Source organism: Pseudomonas sp. Van50, from assembly GCF_055390755.1.
This window is the reverse complement of record NZ_AP024343.1, coordinates 5,483,153-5,497,899: the sequence shown is the minus strand read 5'-3', so window position 1 is coordinate 5,497,899 and position 14,747 is coordinate 5,483,153. Positions and strand designations below refer to the sequence as shown.

Genomic DNA, 14,747 nt, shown 5'->3' with positions numbered 1-14,747 from the left:
GGGATTCAAAAAATACTGTGTTTTTGTACAGTTGTTTTGAATCCTGATCAATCTCATTTTTTGATCAATGACCGGTGGTCTTCTCCAGCCAGGCGCTCGGAGCGTGACCCAGCACCCGACGGAACATGGTGGAAAACGCAGCGGGGCTGTCGTAGCCCAGATCCAGGGCTATGCACGTCACCGAATCCCCTTCGGCCAAACGGGCCAACGCCGCCATGACACACGCCTGCTGTCGCCACTGGCTGAAACTCAGCGTGGTCTGCCGGCTGAACAGGCGATTGAAGGAGCGCAGGCTGATATGCAATTGCGCCGCCCATTGCACGGGCGAGGCATGGGTGTCGGGGTGTTTCAGGAACGCCCGGCACAGGCCGAGCAGGCGCGGGTCCTGGGGCAGTGGGAGGTGCAGTGGCAGATGGGTGCTGCGCAGCAGTTCGTGGAGCAGCAGATCGATCAGCGCGCCATCGCGTCCAGCCTCGTCGTAGTCCGGCGCAAGCGCCACGGCTTCCATCAGCAACTGGCGCATCAAGGGCGACACGCCGATGACCTGGCACCGCGTGTCCATGGTCGTAACCGCAGCCGGTTCGATGTACAGGCTACGGGTGCTCACGCCCAGCATCAGCACTTCATGGTCGACCCCCGGTGGAATCCAGACCGCCCGTTGCGGTGGCACCACCCAGTTGCCGTCCGCCGTGCCGACCTGCATCACCCCGGTGGCACCGTAGAGCAGTTGGGCCCGGCGATGACGGTGCAACGGCAGCAAATGCCCGTGGGGGTAATCGGTGCCAATGGCGACGACGGCCCTGGGTGTGGCATCCAATAAATCGATCGAAGTGTTGCGCATCGAAGGGTGACTCGCGATTGGCGTAAGCGCGAACATTATTGGCCGGTTTGCTACAGCGGGCCAACCTTCGTTTACCTATCGTGGACGCCTCCCCATTCCACGGACTTCCCTAGATGTTCTACGTATTGCTCGCCTGTTTCGGCTGCTTGAGTGGCGTGACCGCCGTGCTGTTTGGGTTCGGCGGTGGTTTTGTCGTGGTGCCGTTGATCTACCGCCTGCTGATGGCTCGCCACGCAGGTGACGTTATCGGTGAGTCGGCGATGCACATCGCCGTGGCCACTTCCACCTGCGTCATGATCGTCAACGCCTTGGTTGCCACTGGAAAACATCACCGCGCCGGTCAGCTGCTTCGTCATTACTTGTGGCCGTTCGGCGCCTTCATCGCTCTGGGCGCGATCCTCGGCGCAACGGCTGCCACCTGGATGAGCGGCGAGATTATCCGCTACGCCTTCATTGCCTACTTGGGCCTGACCATTCTGGATTGCCTGTTGCGGCGAGGTTTTCTGACGCGCGCCAGGGATGCCGACCCACGACCTCTGTCGGCGACGGAGACGACGTTGGGTGGTACGGCTGTCGGAATCATTGCCACGTTCCTGGGTGTCGGCGGAAGTGTCATGACCGTGCCGCTGCTGCGCCGATGTGGCTTGAACATGTCCCAGGCCACGTCCATGGCCAATCCGCTGAGCCTGCCTGTCGCTTTGGCCGGCACCGTGACCTACATGGCCTTGGCCGCTTTCACCGGAACGGACCTTGGGCCGTGGTTCGTCGGTTATGTCGACTTGCTGGCCTTCGCTGTACTCACGCTCGGGGGCTATTGGGCATCCGCCTGGCAACGCCGTGGATCGGGCGGATACCGGATCGGCTGCATGCGCGGGTGTATGTGGGGTTGTTGATGCTGGTCATGGGGGGATGTTGCTGGGGTAGGGGGCTATTGATCCGCCAACCCCGGCGCCTCCCGAATAATAAAATGGTCCAGGTTCTCGATATTGGCGCTGAACACCCCGAACGTCTGGTCGGGGTTTTTCTTGCTCGGCACCTGCTTGAACTCCGGCGTCACGCCATAAAAGAAGCAATACAACGACTCGTCACTGTCGATGGCGTGCTTGATTTCTTCCAGGAACGCTTTGCGCTTGCGGTAGTTGTCGATCAGCTTCTTGCTCAGGTAAACGTTGACTGAGTAAGGCTTCTTCTTTGCCTCGTCCGCTTGCTTGAACCAGACCTTTGCTTCGAAATCGATGCGAAAGCTCAGCGTGTAATCCTTGATCTCCTTGATCTTGCCCCAGTAGATCAAGCCCTTGTTGTCCTGCAAGTAGTCGATCTTCTTGAAGAACGATCCATAGGGCGCCGTGTGCTCGCCAATCTTCAGCGGCATGCGCTTGAGCAGATCCTTGTTATCGAAATTCGAGACGAAACATTCCACCGGGTGGGCGAAGACACTGGTCTTGTCCGGTGTCGAGTCCTGGGCGGAATGAGTGTCATCACCGTGGGACGATGCAGAGAGGGGGGAGGGCGAGTCGCTTCGACATCCTTCGGCAGATCGGACGGTTTACGCACGTACTGACGCCGAGTCAGCAACAGCTCCGACGGAAAATGCTCTTCGCGGTCGTCATCCGTTTCCGCCTCGCCACTCTGCGCACCCAACCCCGGTGTTTTCGGGCTGACATAAGGACAGCCCTCGATATGCTGGGTCGTTGGTTGGTTCTTGAAATGTGGCGTGCGAATGTAATTGACGCTCTTGGCATTGAGCGTCGTCAGCCGATTCTCCTCATCAAACGCCGTCCGACAGGCATCGTTGGGGCACTGGAACTGTTCTTTCGCGGAATCGAACGCCACCGTCTCGTCGAAATTCAGATCGCGCACGTCATAGATCGACAGCTTGTCGTCGAGGCTGCGGCAATAGGCGAGGTCGAATTTCATGAAGGGCTCGGGTCCTTGAGGGGGAAAGGATATTAATAGCGGGAGGCGGGGTGGGTTGCACTGATTGTTTTCAGCTCAATGTAAAATCTGCAGCAATGCCCCAGCCATGGACAGCGCCCGAGACTTTATTGATATTCCCAGATCGACACCAACCCTGTGGCGAGGGAGCTTGCTCCCGCTGGGCTGCGCAGCAGCCCCCAATTAAGGCAGTGAGCGGGTCGTTCCAGGGTCAAAGCACGCAGTCATAGGTGCGGATGTTCTGTCTCAGCGCCGCCAGAAACGAGAAGGCGTTTTCCACCCGCTCGCCCTGGAACCCGTGGTAATAGCTTTCCGGCGTCAGCACGGTGCCGGCGCCGCGTTTGTTGTCGGGGTGCAGGCAGTAGGGGATCGACAGAAAACCACTGTCAAAGGCACCGAGCAGGGCTTCGGACAAGTTGCTGTCGTGGGCCAGCGTGCCTTCGATCAGGCGTTTCGCGCTGCGCAGGACGCGTTCGTGTTCCTGGGAATCGAACGGAATCTGCGGTAAAACGCCGTCGGTGTTCAGGCAGTAGTCGCAGTACTCCAGCGCCGCGATATTTTCCTCTACCCGGGGAATGCGCCTTGATTCCACCGGTGTCTTGATGATCACGCGCTGCACACCCGTGGCGCGGATCATCGCCAGCGCATCGCCAGTGATTCGGCAAAAACCGCCAAGCGAGCGCGGGAAGAACCCCATGAACACATAACCGACAAAGTGATAGCTGCCCGGCGCAAAATATTCGGCCGCGAGTTGTTGGAGGGCTGTCACTGCCGCACGATCCTGCACCGGCGAGGTGCCTTGAGCGTAGGAGAATGACAGCGTCTTGATGCCATGGGAGCGCAAGAACAACCCTTCAAGAATATTCAGCGCGACCAGAATCACCGGGTCGCACATCTGTCCCATCATGCAACCGGCGAAGCTTTCGATGTGACTGTTGTCGACGCCGCTGGACAGCACCTGACAGGCTTTCTCCCAGTGCCCGAACGCCTCGCGCAACGGCGTGCGACTGTACGGCAGGCAATAGGAAATCGGCCCGCCCTCGGTGGTGGGCAGACCGACTTCGACCATGCGCTCGAAAATGTGCAACGGGTCGGGTGAACCATGACGAACCTGCACTGGCAGGCGGTAGCGCGCATCGATCTGGTCGATCATGGCACGGGTTTGCGCTGGCGGATGGTTGACGATCGGATAACCGTTGAGCATCGATTCGCTGTCGATGGCCCGTTGCGCTGCTTCAAGATTGTTTACCCGGGTGAACGCATCAAGGGTGATGGTGCACACAGTGTTCGCCCGGCTCGCTGCCGTGGCTTCCAGGCCGGCTTGCATCCGGGCGGGGTCACTGAAGCCCATTCGCGGCTGGAGCACCGGGCCATGGGCGTTGAAGCGTTCAAGAACATGGGTGTTGAAATCGATCATCCTGATCTGCCTTTTTCTGCGAATCGGTAAGGGTGCAACGGGTCAGCGAGCGATCCGTTTCTCCAGGTAATGCTCTGGATACAACTGGGCAGACACCAATTCCTGAAAGGCATCGAAGCTGTTGGCCACGCTGTCGTCGAACACCTCATCGAAACCGGCGGCGCGCAGTGTGTCGCTATGGCGGGCAATGGTCCGAGGATCGTTTTCGGTGCAGATCTTGCCGCCGATATACACCCCGTCGGTGTGTTTGGTTTCGCTACGAATACGCCGCGCGAGTTCAGCGCCTTCGATGTAGCCATGGCCATTGACCGTGCTGACGACAACCATGGCGCTGGCGTGGCGGTTGAGCCGCGCGATCACTTCATCCATGGGCGTGTTCGGTCCCAGATTCTCGACGTTGTAGCCCATGTCCGTGAGCAGGAACTCCATGAACACCAGATTCCAGCTATGGGAATCCGAAGGCACGGTGGTGAGCAGAGCGGTTTTGCTGAAAGTCATCGTCAAAGTCCTTTTTAAGTTGCTGTCCTGGTTGCGTAGTACGGGAGCGCCCGCTGAAAGTTGCGAAAGTTGGTGGTCACCGAGTTGATGTAGCCCCAGGTCTCGGCGTAGTTCGTGGGAAAGGGTTTGGAACCTTCGATCCTGTCGCGTTCGCGGGCAGTGATGTAGTTCGGCCACTCTTTGGATCGTGGGCGCCGGTGATGAAAGTCGTGACACGGTGTATCGCCGACCATCACAAACACCCGGACAAACAAGTGGAACGCCAGCATCTTGATCAGCCAAACGCTGATATGGGCGAAGCGTCGAACAGTTCCCGCACCTTGGGGTATGCGCAGTTCTTCGCCGATGAATACGCCGGTGGTGCTTTCGCAAATGAAGTCGATGCCGCGCCGTTCCAGTACGTCCACGCTGGGCCAGGTGTGCTCGGCCGCCAGGCGAAATGTGGTGCTGATGTGGTAGCCGGCGAAGATCGGAATCACCCACGCCACGATGAACAGATCGAAATGGCCCAAGGCTGCCGACAGCAGTGCAAGGCCCGCCCAGAAGACCAAGGTCAGTACTGCGACGCGGCGGTTTTCAGCCGTGGCGGTGCCTTTCAATCGGCCCCAGCACGAACGCAGCACGGCCAGTGGCGACAGCGCGGTCGAGACCAGTTTGGTCCACATGCTGGCGATGCTGTCGGACGGTTTCAAACCCACCACACTTTGCAGGTAGGAGAGGGTGTCATCATCGTCGGTCAGCAGCGTTTTCGAACTGTGATGCAGCGCGTGTTCGCTCTTGTAGGTATCGAAGGGTTTGAGCATCAGGACGCCGGAAATGATCCGGCCGACGGTCATATTGGTCTCGCGCGATTCGAAGACCATGTCATGGGCGCAGTTGTGGCAGATCATCACTTGCATCTGCTTGATGCCACCGGTGGCCAGGACAAAGCCCAGCAGCCACAGCGCAATGCTGGCCTGCGAATAACCGATGCCGGCCAACAGCGCGCCGCCGGCTATTAATCCCGCCGACACAACGATATGGTGGAACGGCTTCAGAGGTCGGACTTTATCGAGGTCTTCGGGCAGAGGCTTGGCTGTCAGCCAACTCAGAAACGGCTGCATGAACCCTGGAAGGGCGCGCATTGAGTTACGTATCATCCATGTTTCCTCTAGGGTTTTGCTCCATGCAAAAACTGTAACGTGGCCTCTGGATATTTCGAATAGAAATAGGTGGGGATCGATTTTCCATTTTTGGGTATGTCATCGACATGGATTGGGATGATCTGAAGGTTTTTATCTTCGTGGCTAAATCGAACAACGTGACCGAGGCCGGAATCTCGCTCAAGGTTTCGGCCTCGACGGTGTCGCGCAAGATCGCGGCGCTCGAGGAATCGCTCGGTACGGTATTGTTTTCGAAGAAGACCAACGGTTACTTCCTGACTGAAGCGGGAAGAGCGTTGCTGCCACTGGCACTGGAAACGGAGGAGCGTTTCAAACTGATCGAGCGGCAAATGTCGCAACCGGGTGATCGGATGGCGGGACAGGTGCGCATCGATTGTCCGGAACTAATGGGTACGCACTTGATCATTCCGCAACTCGCGGTATTTCATGCTCAGCACCCGGAGATCAGTTTCGACTTCATTAACTCGGCGGTGTCGTCGAAACTCACGCAGAGCCACAGCGACATCATTATCCGCTTGCGCAGACCGGAGAACGGTAACTTCACCATGCGCCGGGTCGGAACACTGATGCAGGGGCTTTTCTGCTCCCGGGCTTATGCCGATGCCAACGGTCTGCCGACCGAACCCGCCGATCTCAAGCACCACAGCCTGATCGGCTGGACCGAAGAAATGTCGTATATGCCGCTCGCCCAATGGTTGAGCGAAATGGCCGGAGACCAGAAGCTGTGGATGCGCGTTTCAAACCTGAATGCGCAGCTCAAGGCCGTCGAAGCCGATCTAGGGATTGCCGCGCTACCCGTCTATGTCGGACATCAGTCCGGTCTGTGCCAGGTGTTGGCCAATCACCCTGCTCGCCGCTCGGAAATCTGGTTGCTGCGCAATCAGGCGACCCAGGGTGTGAGCCGCGTTGATCGAGTGGTGGAGTATCTGACGGAGCTGTTTCACGGCAAAGCGGTCGGCATGCACTGACCACCGTCTTACCGCGAGGTCATGGCACCAGAATCAATGAACCCTGGGTTTGGCGGTATTGCATGACGCAGTGGGCCTGGGCCGCCAGCGCGAGGGGGAAGTGCGCTATTGCCGGCAAACGAATCGCGCCGCTGGCCACTGCTTGCAGCACCCGTTCGGCTGCGTGGGTCAATTCAGCGTCGCCGCCGATGTAGTGCTTCAACGACGGCCGCGTCACATGCAGCGAGCCCATTTGCCCGAGCCGGGACAGGTTGAAATCCGTCACGTCGCCCGAAGCATTGCCAAACAGCACGAGGTGGCCGCGCGGACGCAAACTCGCCAATGACAGCTCTACGGTATCTTTACCGATCGAGTCGAATACGACATGGGCGCCTTTGCCATCGGTCAATTCACGGATCGACCCCAGTGTGTCTGGCGCTTCGGCATTGAGGGCCGCTATGCACCCCACATCCAGAACCTGACGGCGTTTGGCTTCGGTCGAAGCGAGACCTATCACGTGTACACCGCGAGCGACCAGCCAGCTTGTGGCAATGCTGCCCACGCCGCCCGCCGCCGCGTGCCATACCACAAAGTCACCAGGCGCCAGCGGCACGCAGCGATGCGTCAGGTATTCGGCCGTCAGCCCTTTGAACATGAGGCCTGCCGCGACTTCGCTCGGCACGCCATCGGGCAAGCGTATCGCCCGCGAAGCGCGAACGACCGCGTGACCGGCATAGCTGCCGGTCGAGCTGTCGACGAAGGCCACTCGATCGCCAATGGCCAGGTTTTTCACCTGCGATCCACATTCGACGACACGCCCAGCACCTTCCATGCCCAAGCCCCGGGGGAAGGCTGAACCATCGTCCAGCGCGCCGGAACGCCGGTGCAGGTCGATGAAGTTCACGCCGGCGGCGTCGATGGCCACAGTGATTTCTTCAGGGCCGGTGGTACGCAGCGGGTATTTGCGCAATTCCATGACGTTGGGTGCCCCGGGGGCGGCGAAGACAATTCCGTGGGTCTGGGTCATGGGAGCCTCCTTAAAGCGGGCCGATGCGCAGGAAAATCCATACCGCAACCGCTATCAGCATCAGGCCGAACGCAGCGTTCTGAAACATCAGCAGTTTGGGGCGGGACTGGATCAGTTTCTGCACGGTCGAACCCATCGACACCCAGATGACATGGGAGAAGAAGTTCAGCGAAATCAGCGCCGCACTGAGGATCAACACGACAGTGCTGCTGGTCTCGCCGGAAGGCATGAATGTGGAAAACATCACCAGCAACATCACGATCCCTTGCACGTTGCCCAGTTGTATAACAATGCCGTCCCGAAATTGCAGGTGCATGGCCTTGTCGGTGGGCGCTTTCAGTGGACGACGCAACATGCGTACACCCAGCCACAAGATGTAGAAACTGCCCACCACTTGCAGCGCCCATACCAGCGTCGGATTGTTCATCAGCGTGTGATAAAGGCCTAAGCCGACCAGCACGGCGATCAGGAAGTAAGTAATGTCGAGCCCAACGATAAACCGCACCGAACGACGCACACCGCTTTGCGCACCCGACGTCGCCACCATCAAGTTGCCGGGGCCCGCACTCAGGGTCAGCGGAACCATGGTCGATAGCCAAAGCAACCAATTGATGCTGAAAATTTCTTGCATGTCGTCTTCCTTAATCACAACGCGGACTTAACTTCGGCAAGTCTAATTCGCAGTTGCTTCTAAGGTTATAGCGAAGAGCGCAAGGCGGTTTCCCATAAATGGGGGAAGCGTGGTGAGGGGGAGGGCGGTCGCCGTTGCCTTTAGGTGAGCCGAGGTTTCGGGAGGGCCAAGCTGCTCGGGCGTGAGGCGTCCGGTGGTTATCGGAAATCTCCGGGGTGGGCTAGCTTAGCGAACCCTAGGGAGGTGATTATGAGTGAACGGGTGCAAGTAGATATACGCCAGGCCAAGTCCCAACTTTCCCAACTTTCCCAACTGGCTGAACGTGTATGGCGTGGCGACAAGGTGCTGATCACCAGAGCCGGCCAGCCATATCTGGAGCTGCGGCCTCATCTCGATACACCACGGGTGCGCAAGCCTGGGCGGTTGAAGGGTAGGATCCGGATGTCTGCGGAATTCAACCAGACCCTCGACGAATATTAACGATGGATTCGAGGGCGGTTCCCTGGAACCCTCGTGCTCCCTATAAGCAAATGTTGATTGCCCAGGCTCAAGAACACTGATTACTCCAAACCCGCCACCGCCCCTGTGGCGAGGGGATTTAGCGAAACGTCGCACCGCCTCGCTGGGCTGCGAAGCAGCCCCAAGACAACCGGCATCATAATGCCGGTTACGCGGTGAAACCCTTGGCTAACCGGAATTATATTGCTGAAAGCTGAGCGCCCGGTCGAACGAGAAAATCAATGAAAGAATACACCCCCGAAGGTCGCCAGGCACTGCTTGAAGATATCTCGACCCAGCACGCGACGGGAAACGAAACCCTGGGAACCGCCGTTCGCCGGCTACGACTCGAGGTCACCGGTTTGGACCAGGAAACCTTTGCACTGATGTGCAAGATGTCGACCAAAGCCCTGTACCAGATCGAGAAGGACAAGGGTAATCCGACCCTCAGCACCATTGACGCCATCATGAGGAAGTTCGGACTGCGTCTCGGGCTGACCAGAGCGCCACAAACCATTTACACGCCGCGGCTTGGGCAGGAAAAGCCTGCCTCTAATGCGCCCATTCGCGGCACTAAGCCTCGTCGCCAATAGGCGGGTCAACAGGCACTTCAGCAATGCAAGCCTGGTCGAATTCCCCCATGGTCGCCTCGTCGATAGCGTTGATTTTCAGCAGTGCTTCGGCCGAGCTATGAATCGACTCGAAGGCCTCACTTTTATTTTTTCCGTCATTACATATCCCCATGTGTTCTTTTTCGTCCACCAAAAGCTGGGCGGCTTCCGAAACCACTATTCCACATCGCCAAAGCCGACCTGCCCGGGATCCTACAAAACAACGCAGTAATTAAGCCCTACGCAAACCGATGGCCTGACACCCGTGGCGAGGGAGCTTGCTCCCGCTGGGCTGCGCAGCAGCCCCAATTCCATATGACCAACAAAAAACCGCCGCCCGAACACGGACGACGGCTTCTGATTGAATCTCAAAACCCTCGCAAAACTCTCGACGCTTTCCGCCACCAGGGTTCATGCTGGCTAAACGGATCATCCACCAACACCGCCGGCATATCCCGCAAGCGAATCCATGGTTCATCCTGCCAGTGCAGCATGCAGAGCGACATCTTCGGCCAATCCAACACGCTCAACGTAGGCCGCTCCACCTTATGTGAGTAGCGCTCATCACGCAGCGTAGGCACTACCTGATGCGTGATCCACTCACGCAGCAAGCGGTACTCGGGGCAGTAGTGATAAACCAGCAACGCATAAACACCCGACTCGCTCAGCATCAGACGTTCTTCGGTCAACCCGTGGACATGCACGAGCATCATCCGACGCTGGTCAGGGTCAAGCTTGCGGGTCATGCGTTCATCGAGATGCTTGCTCATCAAACGCCCCAAGTCGGATGCGCTGAACCAAGCCTGGTTTTCGACCAAGAGGGCATGCAGATGAATGTTGTGGCGAATAAATTGAGTAGGAATCAGCGGGTCAGACATGACCGACCTCCTTGCAGGAAGGCGCGCGGTCCGGTGTAACGCTGTAGCTGATCATCCTTCAGGATGAAGGGAGAATTCTTAGGCATATCCATTACCTCTGTGTGGTGTCAGCTTTCTTAGGGCTGGGTGCCGGGAGCTAAGAAACCCCACACAGAGGGCCGGACTTATTCCCCTTTCGGGTCTTTTATTCGTCCACTCCCGGCATAACAGAGATTTTTGATGCGCACGGGGAAGCCGTAGGCACAAAAAAGCCGCTACTGTCGGGTGCGGTTGGTCCGCTGTGTGAGGTGTTTCTTAGGCACCGCATAGAAGCCTAAAAGCTCTGCGGTCGCTGGTCAAGCAGTACTCGAAAAACTTTAGAGTAGGCGTTCCGTACTTTATTTGTTGAACAATATTACTGTTTTAGTGGGACCTGCTCGCGGTGTTTACCTTGGTGAGTTTTGCGAGGTATAGAAGTTCTTCTATTATTGCGCGATATTCGAGTTTTAAGTTTCTTATGTCGTCGCGACGGCAGTTGTATCTTATTCTATGAGCGGAAAGGTTGCCCAGTTCTCTGAAGGTGTCGATTTCTTTTTTTGCTTCCGGCGATAGTTTTATTTCAGACTTTGATTTTATTTTGTTTATTAGAGTCTTCAAATTTTGAAAGTTACCTTCCTCATCCTTTATTTGCTCTGGGATGTTTTCAGCTTCAAAGCAGTGGATGATAAGTATTTCAAGTAATCGTCTCATCATCAACGAGCAGGCGTCGAACAGATTGTTTTCGTATGCGGAATTTATTTGTTGTGCGATTTTTATCAGGTATTGACGTTTTGATTCATGTAAAAGAATTTCGGGTAATAGAGAGTCGTCAGAGTTAATCTCTTCTGAATCGGAAAGGTCTGGGAATTTAGATTTCAAGAGGCTATATTTTTTTTGCGATAGCCTGAATAGATTCGCTCTTGAACCTTTAATGAAGTCACTTGAGCGCAGTAATTTTTCTTTTAATCGGCTTGCATTTGGTTTTGCAAATCCAAGTCCGATAAGAATGGCGCTCATGTCGGCAATTGTAAACTCAGGTTGCTCTTTGTTCTCTATGAAGTAGAACGCCAAATAACAGATTTTCTCCAGTTCAGTTACTTCGGTTAGTTTGGCGAGATTTGAGAATACGTCAACCTTCAAGTTATGTATTCCTATACTAGTTGCTGATCTTTTCTAGTATTTCTTCTGCCCTCTCAACTCCCGGTAACGTCAGCTTGCAAGTCTTGGAAGATGAGTTTTTCTTTCCGTCGACCAGTATAAGCTCTTTTGCACCTTGAATTTGGCTGGAGAAATTTGAAGAGTCTAGGCAGCCTTGCTCTTGGCACAAAGCTCTAATTTCTTGAATTGGAACCTCGTTTACACCAACGGATTTTTTACCCCAAAGGTATACAAGTGCGGTGGTAATGGTTTTTTGAGCATTATTCGAGCCGGGCATTTTTTTAATGATGCGTACGCTCTGATCTTCAATGTGTAATACACGTTGAAAGGTTTTTTTCTCGAAAGTTAGCTGAGCTTCGTTTGCACTTAATTCAAGAGTGTGAACCGGTGGGGGCGGCGCGCTGTGTAACTCAGTGCGCGGTTTCATGTGTAGTGTTGCCAGAATTATTTCTTTGAAGTTTTCGATTTGTTGGGATACAAAACTTTCAGAGCCGGAGATTTCAAATGTCCCATCGTTTAGAGACAGTTGAATCTTTGCATTAGTATTTTCCATGTCCATCCCCTAAAAAGCCCCGCATGGAGCGGGGCTGATTTTATTTTGCTTTAGTGAGATCGTTGAACAATCAATCCCAGCTAAGCGCCCCACCCGTCTGATACTCAATCACTCGCGTCTCAAAGAAGTTCTTCTCCTTCTTCAAGTCCATGATCTCGCTCATCCAAGGGAACGGGTTAGTCGTGCCTGGATACTCTTCCTTCAGACCAATCTGCGACAGGCGACGGTTGGCGATGAACTTGAGGTAGTCCTCCATCATCGCCGCGTTCATGCCCAGCACGCCGCGAGGCATGGTGTCGCGGGCGTATTCGATCTCCAGCTGCGTACCCTGCAGGATCATCTGGGTCGCTTCTTCCTTCATCTCGGCATCCCACAGGTGCGGGTTTTCGATCTTGATCTGGTTGATCACGTCGATGCCGAAGTTCAGGTGCATGGATTCGTCGCGCAGGATGTATTGGAACTGCTCGGCGACGCCGGTCATTTTGTTGCGGCGGCCCATGGAGAGGATCTGGGTGAAGCCGCAGTAGAAGAAGATGCCTTCCAGGACGCAGTAGTAGGCGATCAGGTTGCGCAGCAGCTCTTTGTCGGTGTCCGGGGTGCCGGTTTCGAACTTCGGATCGGAGATCGAACGGGTGTACTTCAGGCCCCAGGCGGCTTTTTTCGCGACCGATGGGATCTCGTGGTACATGTTGAAGATCTCGCCTTCATCCATGGCCAGCGATTCGATGCAGTACTGGTAGGCGTGGGTGTGGATCGCCTCTTCGAACGCCTGGCGCAGGATGTACTGGCGGCATTCCGGGTTGGTGATCAGGCGGTACACGGCCAGGACCAGGTTGTTGGCGACCAGGGAGTCGGCGGTGGAGAAGAAGCCCAGGTTGCGCATCACGATGCGGCGCTCGTCGTCGGTCAGGCCTTCCGGGTTTTTCCAGAGGGCGATGTCGGCGGTCATGTTGACTTCTTGCGGCATCCAGTGGTTTGCGCAGCCATCTAGGTACTTCTGCCAGGCCCAGTCGTATTTGAAGGGGACGAGCTGGTTGAGGTCGGCGCGGCAGTTGATCATGCGCTTTTCATCGACGGCGACACGGGCGGAGGCACCTTCGAGTTCGGCGAGGCCTTCGGCGACGTCGAGTTTGTCGAGGGCGGCCTTGGCGCGAATGATCGCGGCCGAGTCGCTGGCCGTCACGGCCCGGGCTTCGAGGGCGGCGGCACCGCCGGCGCTGTCGAGGCGGTCCATGTTGGCTTCAGAAGCGTGGCCGGCGTTGGCGCCTTTTACAGCGACTTCGCCGTCTTCTTTGTCGAATTCGTCCCAGCTCAGCATGACGTGTCGTCTCCTGCGTGAGGGCCAGATGCCCGATGAAGGCCTACTGGCCGCGGTGGATCTTGAAAAATCGTTTGTTGCAGCAGCTGACGCAGGCAATAAACAGAAAAATGTACGGGTCGTTCCGAAGCGGCGCAGAACGCCGGGAGGCATTTGGCGCTGGCGTGGGCTTCAGGCAGCCTTGATCCCCTGTAAGGGAATATTGCAGGCCCGTTTGAGGCGGCATTATAAGGACTTTTTTGCCTACGTGCTGCGGCGAAATGGCTCACAGACGGCGTCGCGAAGGGTATATCCGCGTGGGAGCGAGTATTTACAAGGCTTTGGCCGCCGAAGATTTTTTTTGCCTGGGTCGAACGGCGGTTGGTTTTGATCAAAAAACGAGCGTTTTTTACGGTTTTGCACTACATGTTGTGTTTTCGGAGGGTTTTCAGCGGTTCCAGACACAACCAGGCCCGATCGAGACCGGGCCATGGAAAATGCCAGTAATGATCAATCGGTACGGGCCGAACCGGTGCGGTCGTTGCCATCGGTTGCGACAGTGGTCGGGTCGGTGTGGTCGTGACCGTCGGTGGCGACCGTGGCAGCATCCGTGGGGTTGTAGCGGTCGATGGCGGCGGCTGAACCGGTGCGATCGAAACCGTCGGCGGCGAAGCTATTGGCGGCCAGTACGGACAGGGCCAAGGCGAAGAACAGTTTGCTTTTCATGGTGGTTGCTCCTGGTTCGTTCAAAGTCGATCAGCCGTTGGAGCAGCCGTTGCCCATGACGCTGTAGCGCAGGATATGGCGCTGGCCCTTGGAGTCGTCGTATTCCATCTTCGCCGGGACCACTTCGCAGACATTGGGGATGTCGCTCATGGAGATGACTTTGGCGATGTCCAGGTGGGTGGAGTAGGTGTACTCCTCAATGGCGGGTTTTTGCTGTGCGACATCGGTCGGGACCTCGTCTGCCATCGCGGTGGCGCAAAGGCTGCCGAGGACCAGAACCCATAAAGCTTTCATCTAATTCACCTTTCTTGAGGTCGAGTGGGGTCACGCAACCTTTTTGGGGTTGCGTGTGGAACGTGTATTGGAAGTTGGATTAACGGCCTTCGTGGGGGCTGTGTTGCGTTAATCGTGTTTGCCGGTTGGCGGGATGAATTTTAGGGAGTGGGGCTGGGCGCAAAAAGCCTTGGTTTTGATAAACACTGTTGGTTGATCTGGTAATAATCGCTGCAGGTGGTGGGGTTGTCTGTGGCATCTATGTTGGAGGTGCTG

At 56.4% G+C, this 14,747-nt stretch carries 17 protein-coding genes and 2 pseudogenes; 5 read left to right on the top strand and 14 right to left on the bottom strand.

Annotation, left to right across the window (positions count from 1 at the left end; translation table 11 throughout):
• Positions 1 to 64: 64 nt before the first annotated feature.
• Positions 65 to 841 carry an AraC family transcriptional regulator gene (locus ACZ5M5_RS23550; RefSeq protein ID WP_464738062.1) on the bottom strand — a complete coding sequence of 259 codons (777 nt, stop codon included), beginning with the start codon at positions 839 to 841 and terminating at the stop codon, positions 65 to 67.
• A 113-nt stretch (positions 842 to 954) separates the two neighbouring features.
• Here ACZ5M5_RS23550 and ACZ5M5_RS23545 point away from each other — a divergent pair.
• Positions 955 to 1,751, top strand: a pseudogene (locus ACZ5M5_RS23545) (sulfite exporter TauE/SafE family protein); the annotation flags it as partial.
• Positions 1,752 to 1,769: 18 nt separating this feature from the next.
• Here the strand turns inward: ACZ5M5_RS23545 and ACZ5M5_RS23540 are convergent.
• The 4 genes and pseudogenes from ACZ5M5_RS23540 to ACZ5M5_RS23525 form a co-directional block, all read right to left on the bottom strand.
• Positions 1,770 to 2,758 (bottom strand): annotated as a pseudogene (locus ACZ5M5_RS23540) (hypothetical protein).
• A gap of 229 nt (positions 2,759 to 2,987) precedes the next feature.
• Complete coding sequence (locus tag ACZ5M5_RS23535) at positions 2,988 to 4,193, bottom strand: methylaspartate mutase (RefSeq protein ID WP_060740992.1); 1,206 nt, start codon at positions 4,191 to 4,193, stop codon at positions 2,988 to 2,990.
• 42 nt (positions 4,194 to 4,235) lie between these two features.
• The gene (locus ACZ5M5_RS23530) at positions 4,236 to 4,691 is read right to left on the bottom strand and encodes a cobalamin B12-binding domain-containing protein (protein ID WP_060740993.1); all 456 of its coding nucleotides are present in this window, start codon (positions 4,689 to 4,691) and stop codon (positions 4,236 to 4,238) included.
• 14 nt (positions 4,692 to 4,705) lie between these two features.
• On the bottom strand, positions 4,706 to 5,830 hold the full coding sequence (locus ACZ5M5_RS23525) for a fatty acid desaturase (protein WP_177431698.1): 1,125 nt from the start codon (positions 5,828 to 5,830) through the stop codon (positions 4,706 to 4,708).
• 110 nt (positions 5,831 to 5,940) lie between these two features.
• Here ACZ5M5_RS23525 and ACZ5M5_RS23520 point away from each other — a divergent pair, with 110 nt between their 5' ends.
• Entirely contained in the window at positions 5,941 to 6,822 is an 882-nt protein-coding gene (locus ACZ5M5_RS23520) for a LysR family transcriptional regulator (protein WP_060740994.1), read from the top strand.
• A 19-nt stretch (positions 6,823 to 6,841) separates the two neighbouring features.
• Here ACZ5M5_RS23520 and ACZ5M5_RS23515 read toward each other — a convergent pair whose 3' ends face one another.
• Together ACZ5M5_RS23515 and ACZ5M5_RS23510 are read right to left on the bottom strand one after the other, a co-directional pair.
• Positions 6,842 to 7,828, bottom strand: coding sequence for a quinone oxidoreductase family protein (locus ACZ5M5_RS23515; protein ID WP_464738061.1), 987 nt, complete (start codon positions 7,826 to 7,828; stop codon positions 6,842 to 6,844).
• A gap of 10 nt (positions 7,829 to 7,838) precedes the next feature.
• A complete protein-coding gene (locus ACZ5M5_RS23510) occupies positions 7,839 to 8,459 on the bottom strand; it encodes a LysE family translocator (protein ID WP_092201650.1) in 621 nt (206 codons plus the stop codon).
• Positions 8,460 to 8,708: 249 nt separating this feature from the next.
• Between ACZ5M5_RS23510 and ACZ5M5_RS23505 the strand changes: the two genes are divergently transcribed.
• A complete protein-coding gene (locus ACZ5M5_RS23505) occupies positions 8,709 to 8,939 on the top strand; it encodes a type II toxin-antitoxin system Phd/YefM family antitoxin (protein ID WP_464738060.1) in 231 nt (76 codons plus the stop codon).
• 260 nt (positions 8,940 to 9,199) lie between these two features.
• Positions 9,200 to 9,550 carry a helix-turn-helix domain-containing protein gene (locus ACZ5M5_RS23500; RefSeq protein ID WP_207282536.1) on the top strand — a complete coding sequence of 117 codons (351 nt, stop codon included), beginning with the start codon at positions 9,200 to 9,202 and terminating at the stop codon, positions 9,548 to 9,550.
• On the opposite strand, the gene ACZ5M5_RS23495 is transcribed toward ACZ5M5_RS23500, so the two are convergent.
• The 5 genes from ACZ5M5_RS23495 to ACZ5M5_RS23475 form a co-directional block, all read right to left on the bottom strand.
• Positions 9,531 to 9,746, bottom strand: a complete 216-nt coding sequence (locus ACZ5M5_RS23495) for a hypothetical protein (protein WP_464738059.1) — start codon at positions 9,744 to 9,746, stop codon at positions 9,531 to 9,533. The genes ACZ5M5_RS23500 and ACZ5M5_RS23495 overlap by 20 nt on opposite strands.
• Positions 9,747 to 9,936: 190 nt before the next feature.
• A complete protein-coding gene (locus ACZ5M5_RS23490) occupies positions 9,937 to 10,446 on the bottom strand; it encodes a BRO-N domain-containing protein (RefSeq protein ID WP_464738058.1) in 510 nt (169 codons plus the stop codon).
• Positions 10,447 to 10,848: 402 nt separating this feature from the next.
• Positions 10,849 to 11,604, bottom strand: coding sequence for a DUF4145 domain-containing protein (locus tag ACZ5M5_RS23485; protein WP_060740999.1), 756 nt, complete (start codon positions 11,602 to 11,604; stop codon positions 10,849 to 10,851).
• A gap of 16 nt (positions 11,605 to 11,620) precedes the next feature.
• Positions 11,621 to 12,175: a hypothetical protein gene (locus tag ACZ5M5_RS23480; RefSeq protein ID WP_152032431.1), complete on the bottom strand. Its 555-nt coding sequence runs from the start codon at positions 12,173 to 12,175 to the stop codon at positions 11,621 to 11,623.
• Positions 12,176 to 12,245: 70 nt separating this feature from the next.
• Positions 12,246 to 13,493, bottom strand: a complete 1,248-nt coding sequence (locus ACZ5M5_RS23475) for a ribonucleotide-diphosphate reductase subunit beta (RefSeq protein WP_003204812.1) — start codon at positions 13,491 to 13,493, stop codon at positions 12,246 to 12,248.
• Positions 13,494 to 13,521: 28 nt separating this feature from the next.
• On the opposite strand from ACZ5M5_RS23475, the gene ACZ5M5_RS23470 reads away from it, so the two are divergent.
• Positions 13,522 to 13,863 carry a hypothetical protein gene (locus ACZ5M5_RS23470; protein WP_146042615.1) on the top strand — a complete coding sequence of 114 codons (342 nt, stop codon included), beginning with the start codon at positions 13,522 to 13,524 and terminating at the stop codon, positions 13,861 to 13,863.
• Positions 13,864 to 13,982: 119 nt separating this feature from the next.
• Here the strand turns inward: ACZ5M5_RS23470 and ACZ5M5_RS23465 are convergent, their stop codons facing one another.
• Positions 13,983 to 14,198: a hypothetical protein gene (locus tag ACZ5M5_RS23465; protein ID WP_060741000.1), complete on the bottom strand. Its 216-nt coding sequence runs from the start codon at positions 14,196 to 14,198 to the stop codon at positions 13,983 to 13,985.
• A 30-nt stretch (positions 14,199 to 14,228) separates the two neighbouring features.
• Positions 14,229 to 14,492, bottom strand: a complete 264-nt coding sequence (locus tag ACZ5M5_RS23460; protein ID WP_025215112.1) for a DUF2790 domain-containing protein — start codon at positions 14,490 to 14,492, stop codon at positions 14,229 to 14,231.
• Positions 14,493 to 14,747: the final 255 nt, after the last annotated feature.

Excerpts from the sequence above, each read along its gene's own strand:
- ACZ5M5_RS23505 (WP_464738060.1), top strand. The coding sequence starts at position 8,709 with ATGAGTGAACGGGTGCAAGTAGATATACGCCAGGCCAAGTCCCAACTT.
- ACZ5M5_RS23510 (WP_092201650.1), bottom strand. The coding sequence starts at position 8,459 with ATGCAAGAAATTTTCAGCATCAATTGGTTGCTTTGGCTATCGACCATG.
- ACZ5M5_RS23470 (WP_146042615.1), top strand. The coding sequence starts at position 13,522 with ATGCCCGATGAAGGCCTACTGGCCGCGGTGGATCTTGAAAAATCGTTT.
- ACZ5M5_RS23480 (WP_152032431.1), bottom strand. The coding sequence starts at position 12,175 with ATGGAAAATACTAATGCAAAGATTCAACTGTCTCTAAACGATGGGACA.
- ACZ5M5_RS23515 (WP_464738061.1), bottom strand. The coding sequence starts at position 7,828 with ATGACCCAGACCCACGGAATTGTCTTCGCCGCCCCCGGGGCACCCAAC.
- ACZ5M5_RS23530 (WP_060740993.1), bottom strand. The coding sequence starts at position 4,691 with ATGACTTTCAGCAAAACCGCTCTGCTCACCACCGTGCCTTCGGATTCC.
- ACZ5M5_RS23500 (WP_207282536.1), top strand. The coding sequence starts at position 9,200 with ATGAAAGAATACACCCCCGAAGGTCGCCAGGCACTGCTTGAAGATATC.
- ACZ5M5_RS23520 (WP_060740994.1), top strand. The coding sequence starts at position 5,941 with ATGGATTGGGATGATCTGAAGGTTTTTATCTTCGTGGCTAAATCGAAC.
- ACZ5M5_RS23490 (WP_464738058.1), bottom strand. The coding sequence starts at position 10,446 with ATGTCTGACCCGCTGATTCCTACTCAATTTATTCGCCACAACATTCAT.
- ACZ5M5_RS23465 (WP_060741000.1), bottom strand. The coding sequence starts at position 14,198 with ATGAAAAGCAAACTGTTCTTCGCCTTGGCCCTGTCCGTACTGGCCGCC.
- ACZ5M5_RS23550 (WP_464738062.1), bottom strand. The coding sequence starts at position 841 with ATGCGCAACACTTCGATCGATTTATTGGATGCCACACCCAGGGCCGTC.
- ACZ5M5_RS23525 (WP_177431698.1), bottom strand. The coding sequence starts at position 5,830 with ATGATACGTAACTCAATGCGCGCCCTTCCAGGGTTCATGCAGCCGTTT.
- ACZ5M5_RS23535 (WP_060740992.1), bottom strand. The coding sequence starts at position 4,193 with ATGATCGATTTCAACACCCATGTTCTTGAACGCTTCAACGCCCATGGC.
- ACZ5M5_RS23460 (WP_025215112.1), bottom strand. The coding sequence starts at position 14,492 with ATGAAAGCTTTATGGGTTCTGGTCCTCGGCAGCCTTTGCGCCACCGCG.
- ACZ5M5_RS23475 (WP_003204812.1), bottom strand. The coding sequence starts at position 13,493 with ATGCTGAGCTGGGACGAATTCGACAAAGAAGACGGCGAAGTCGCTGTA.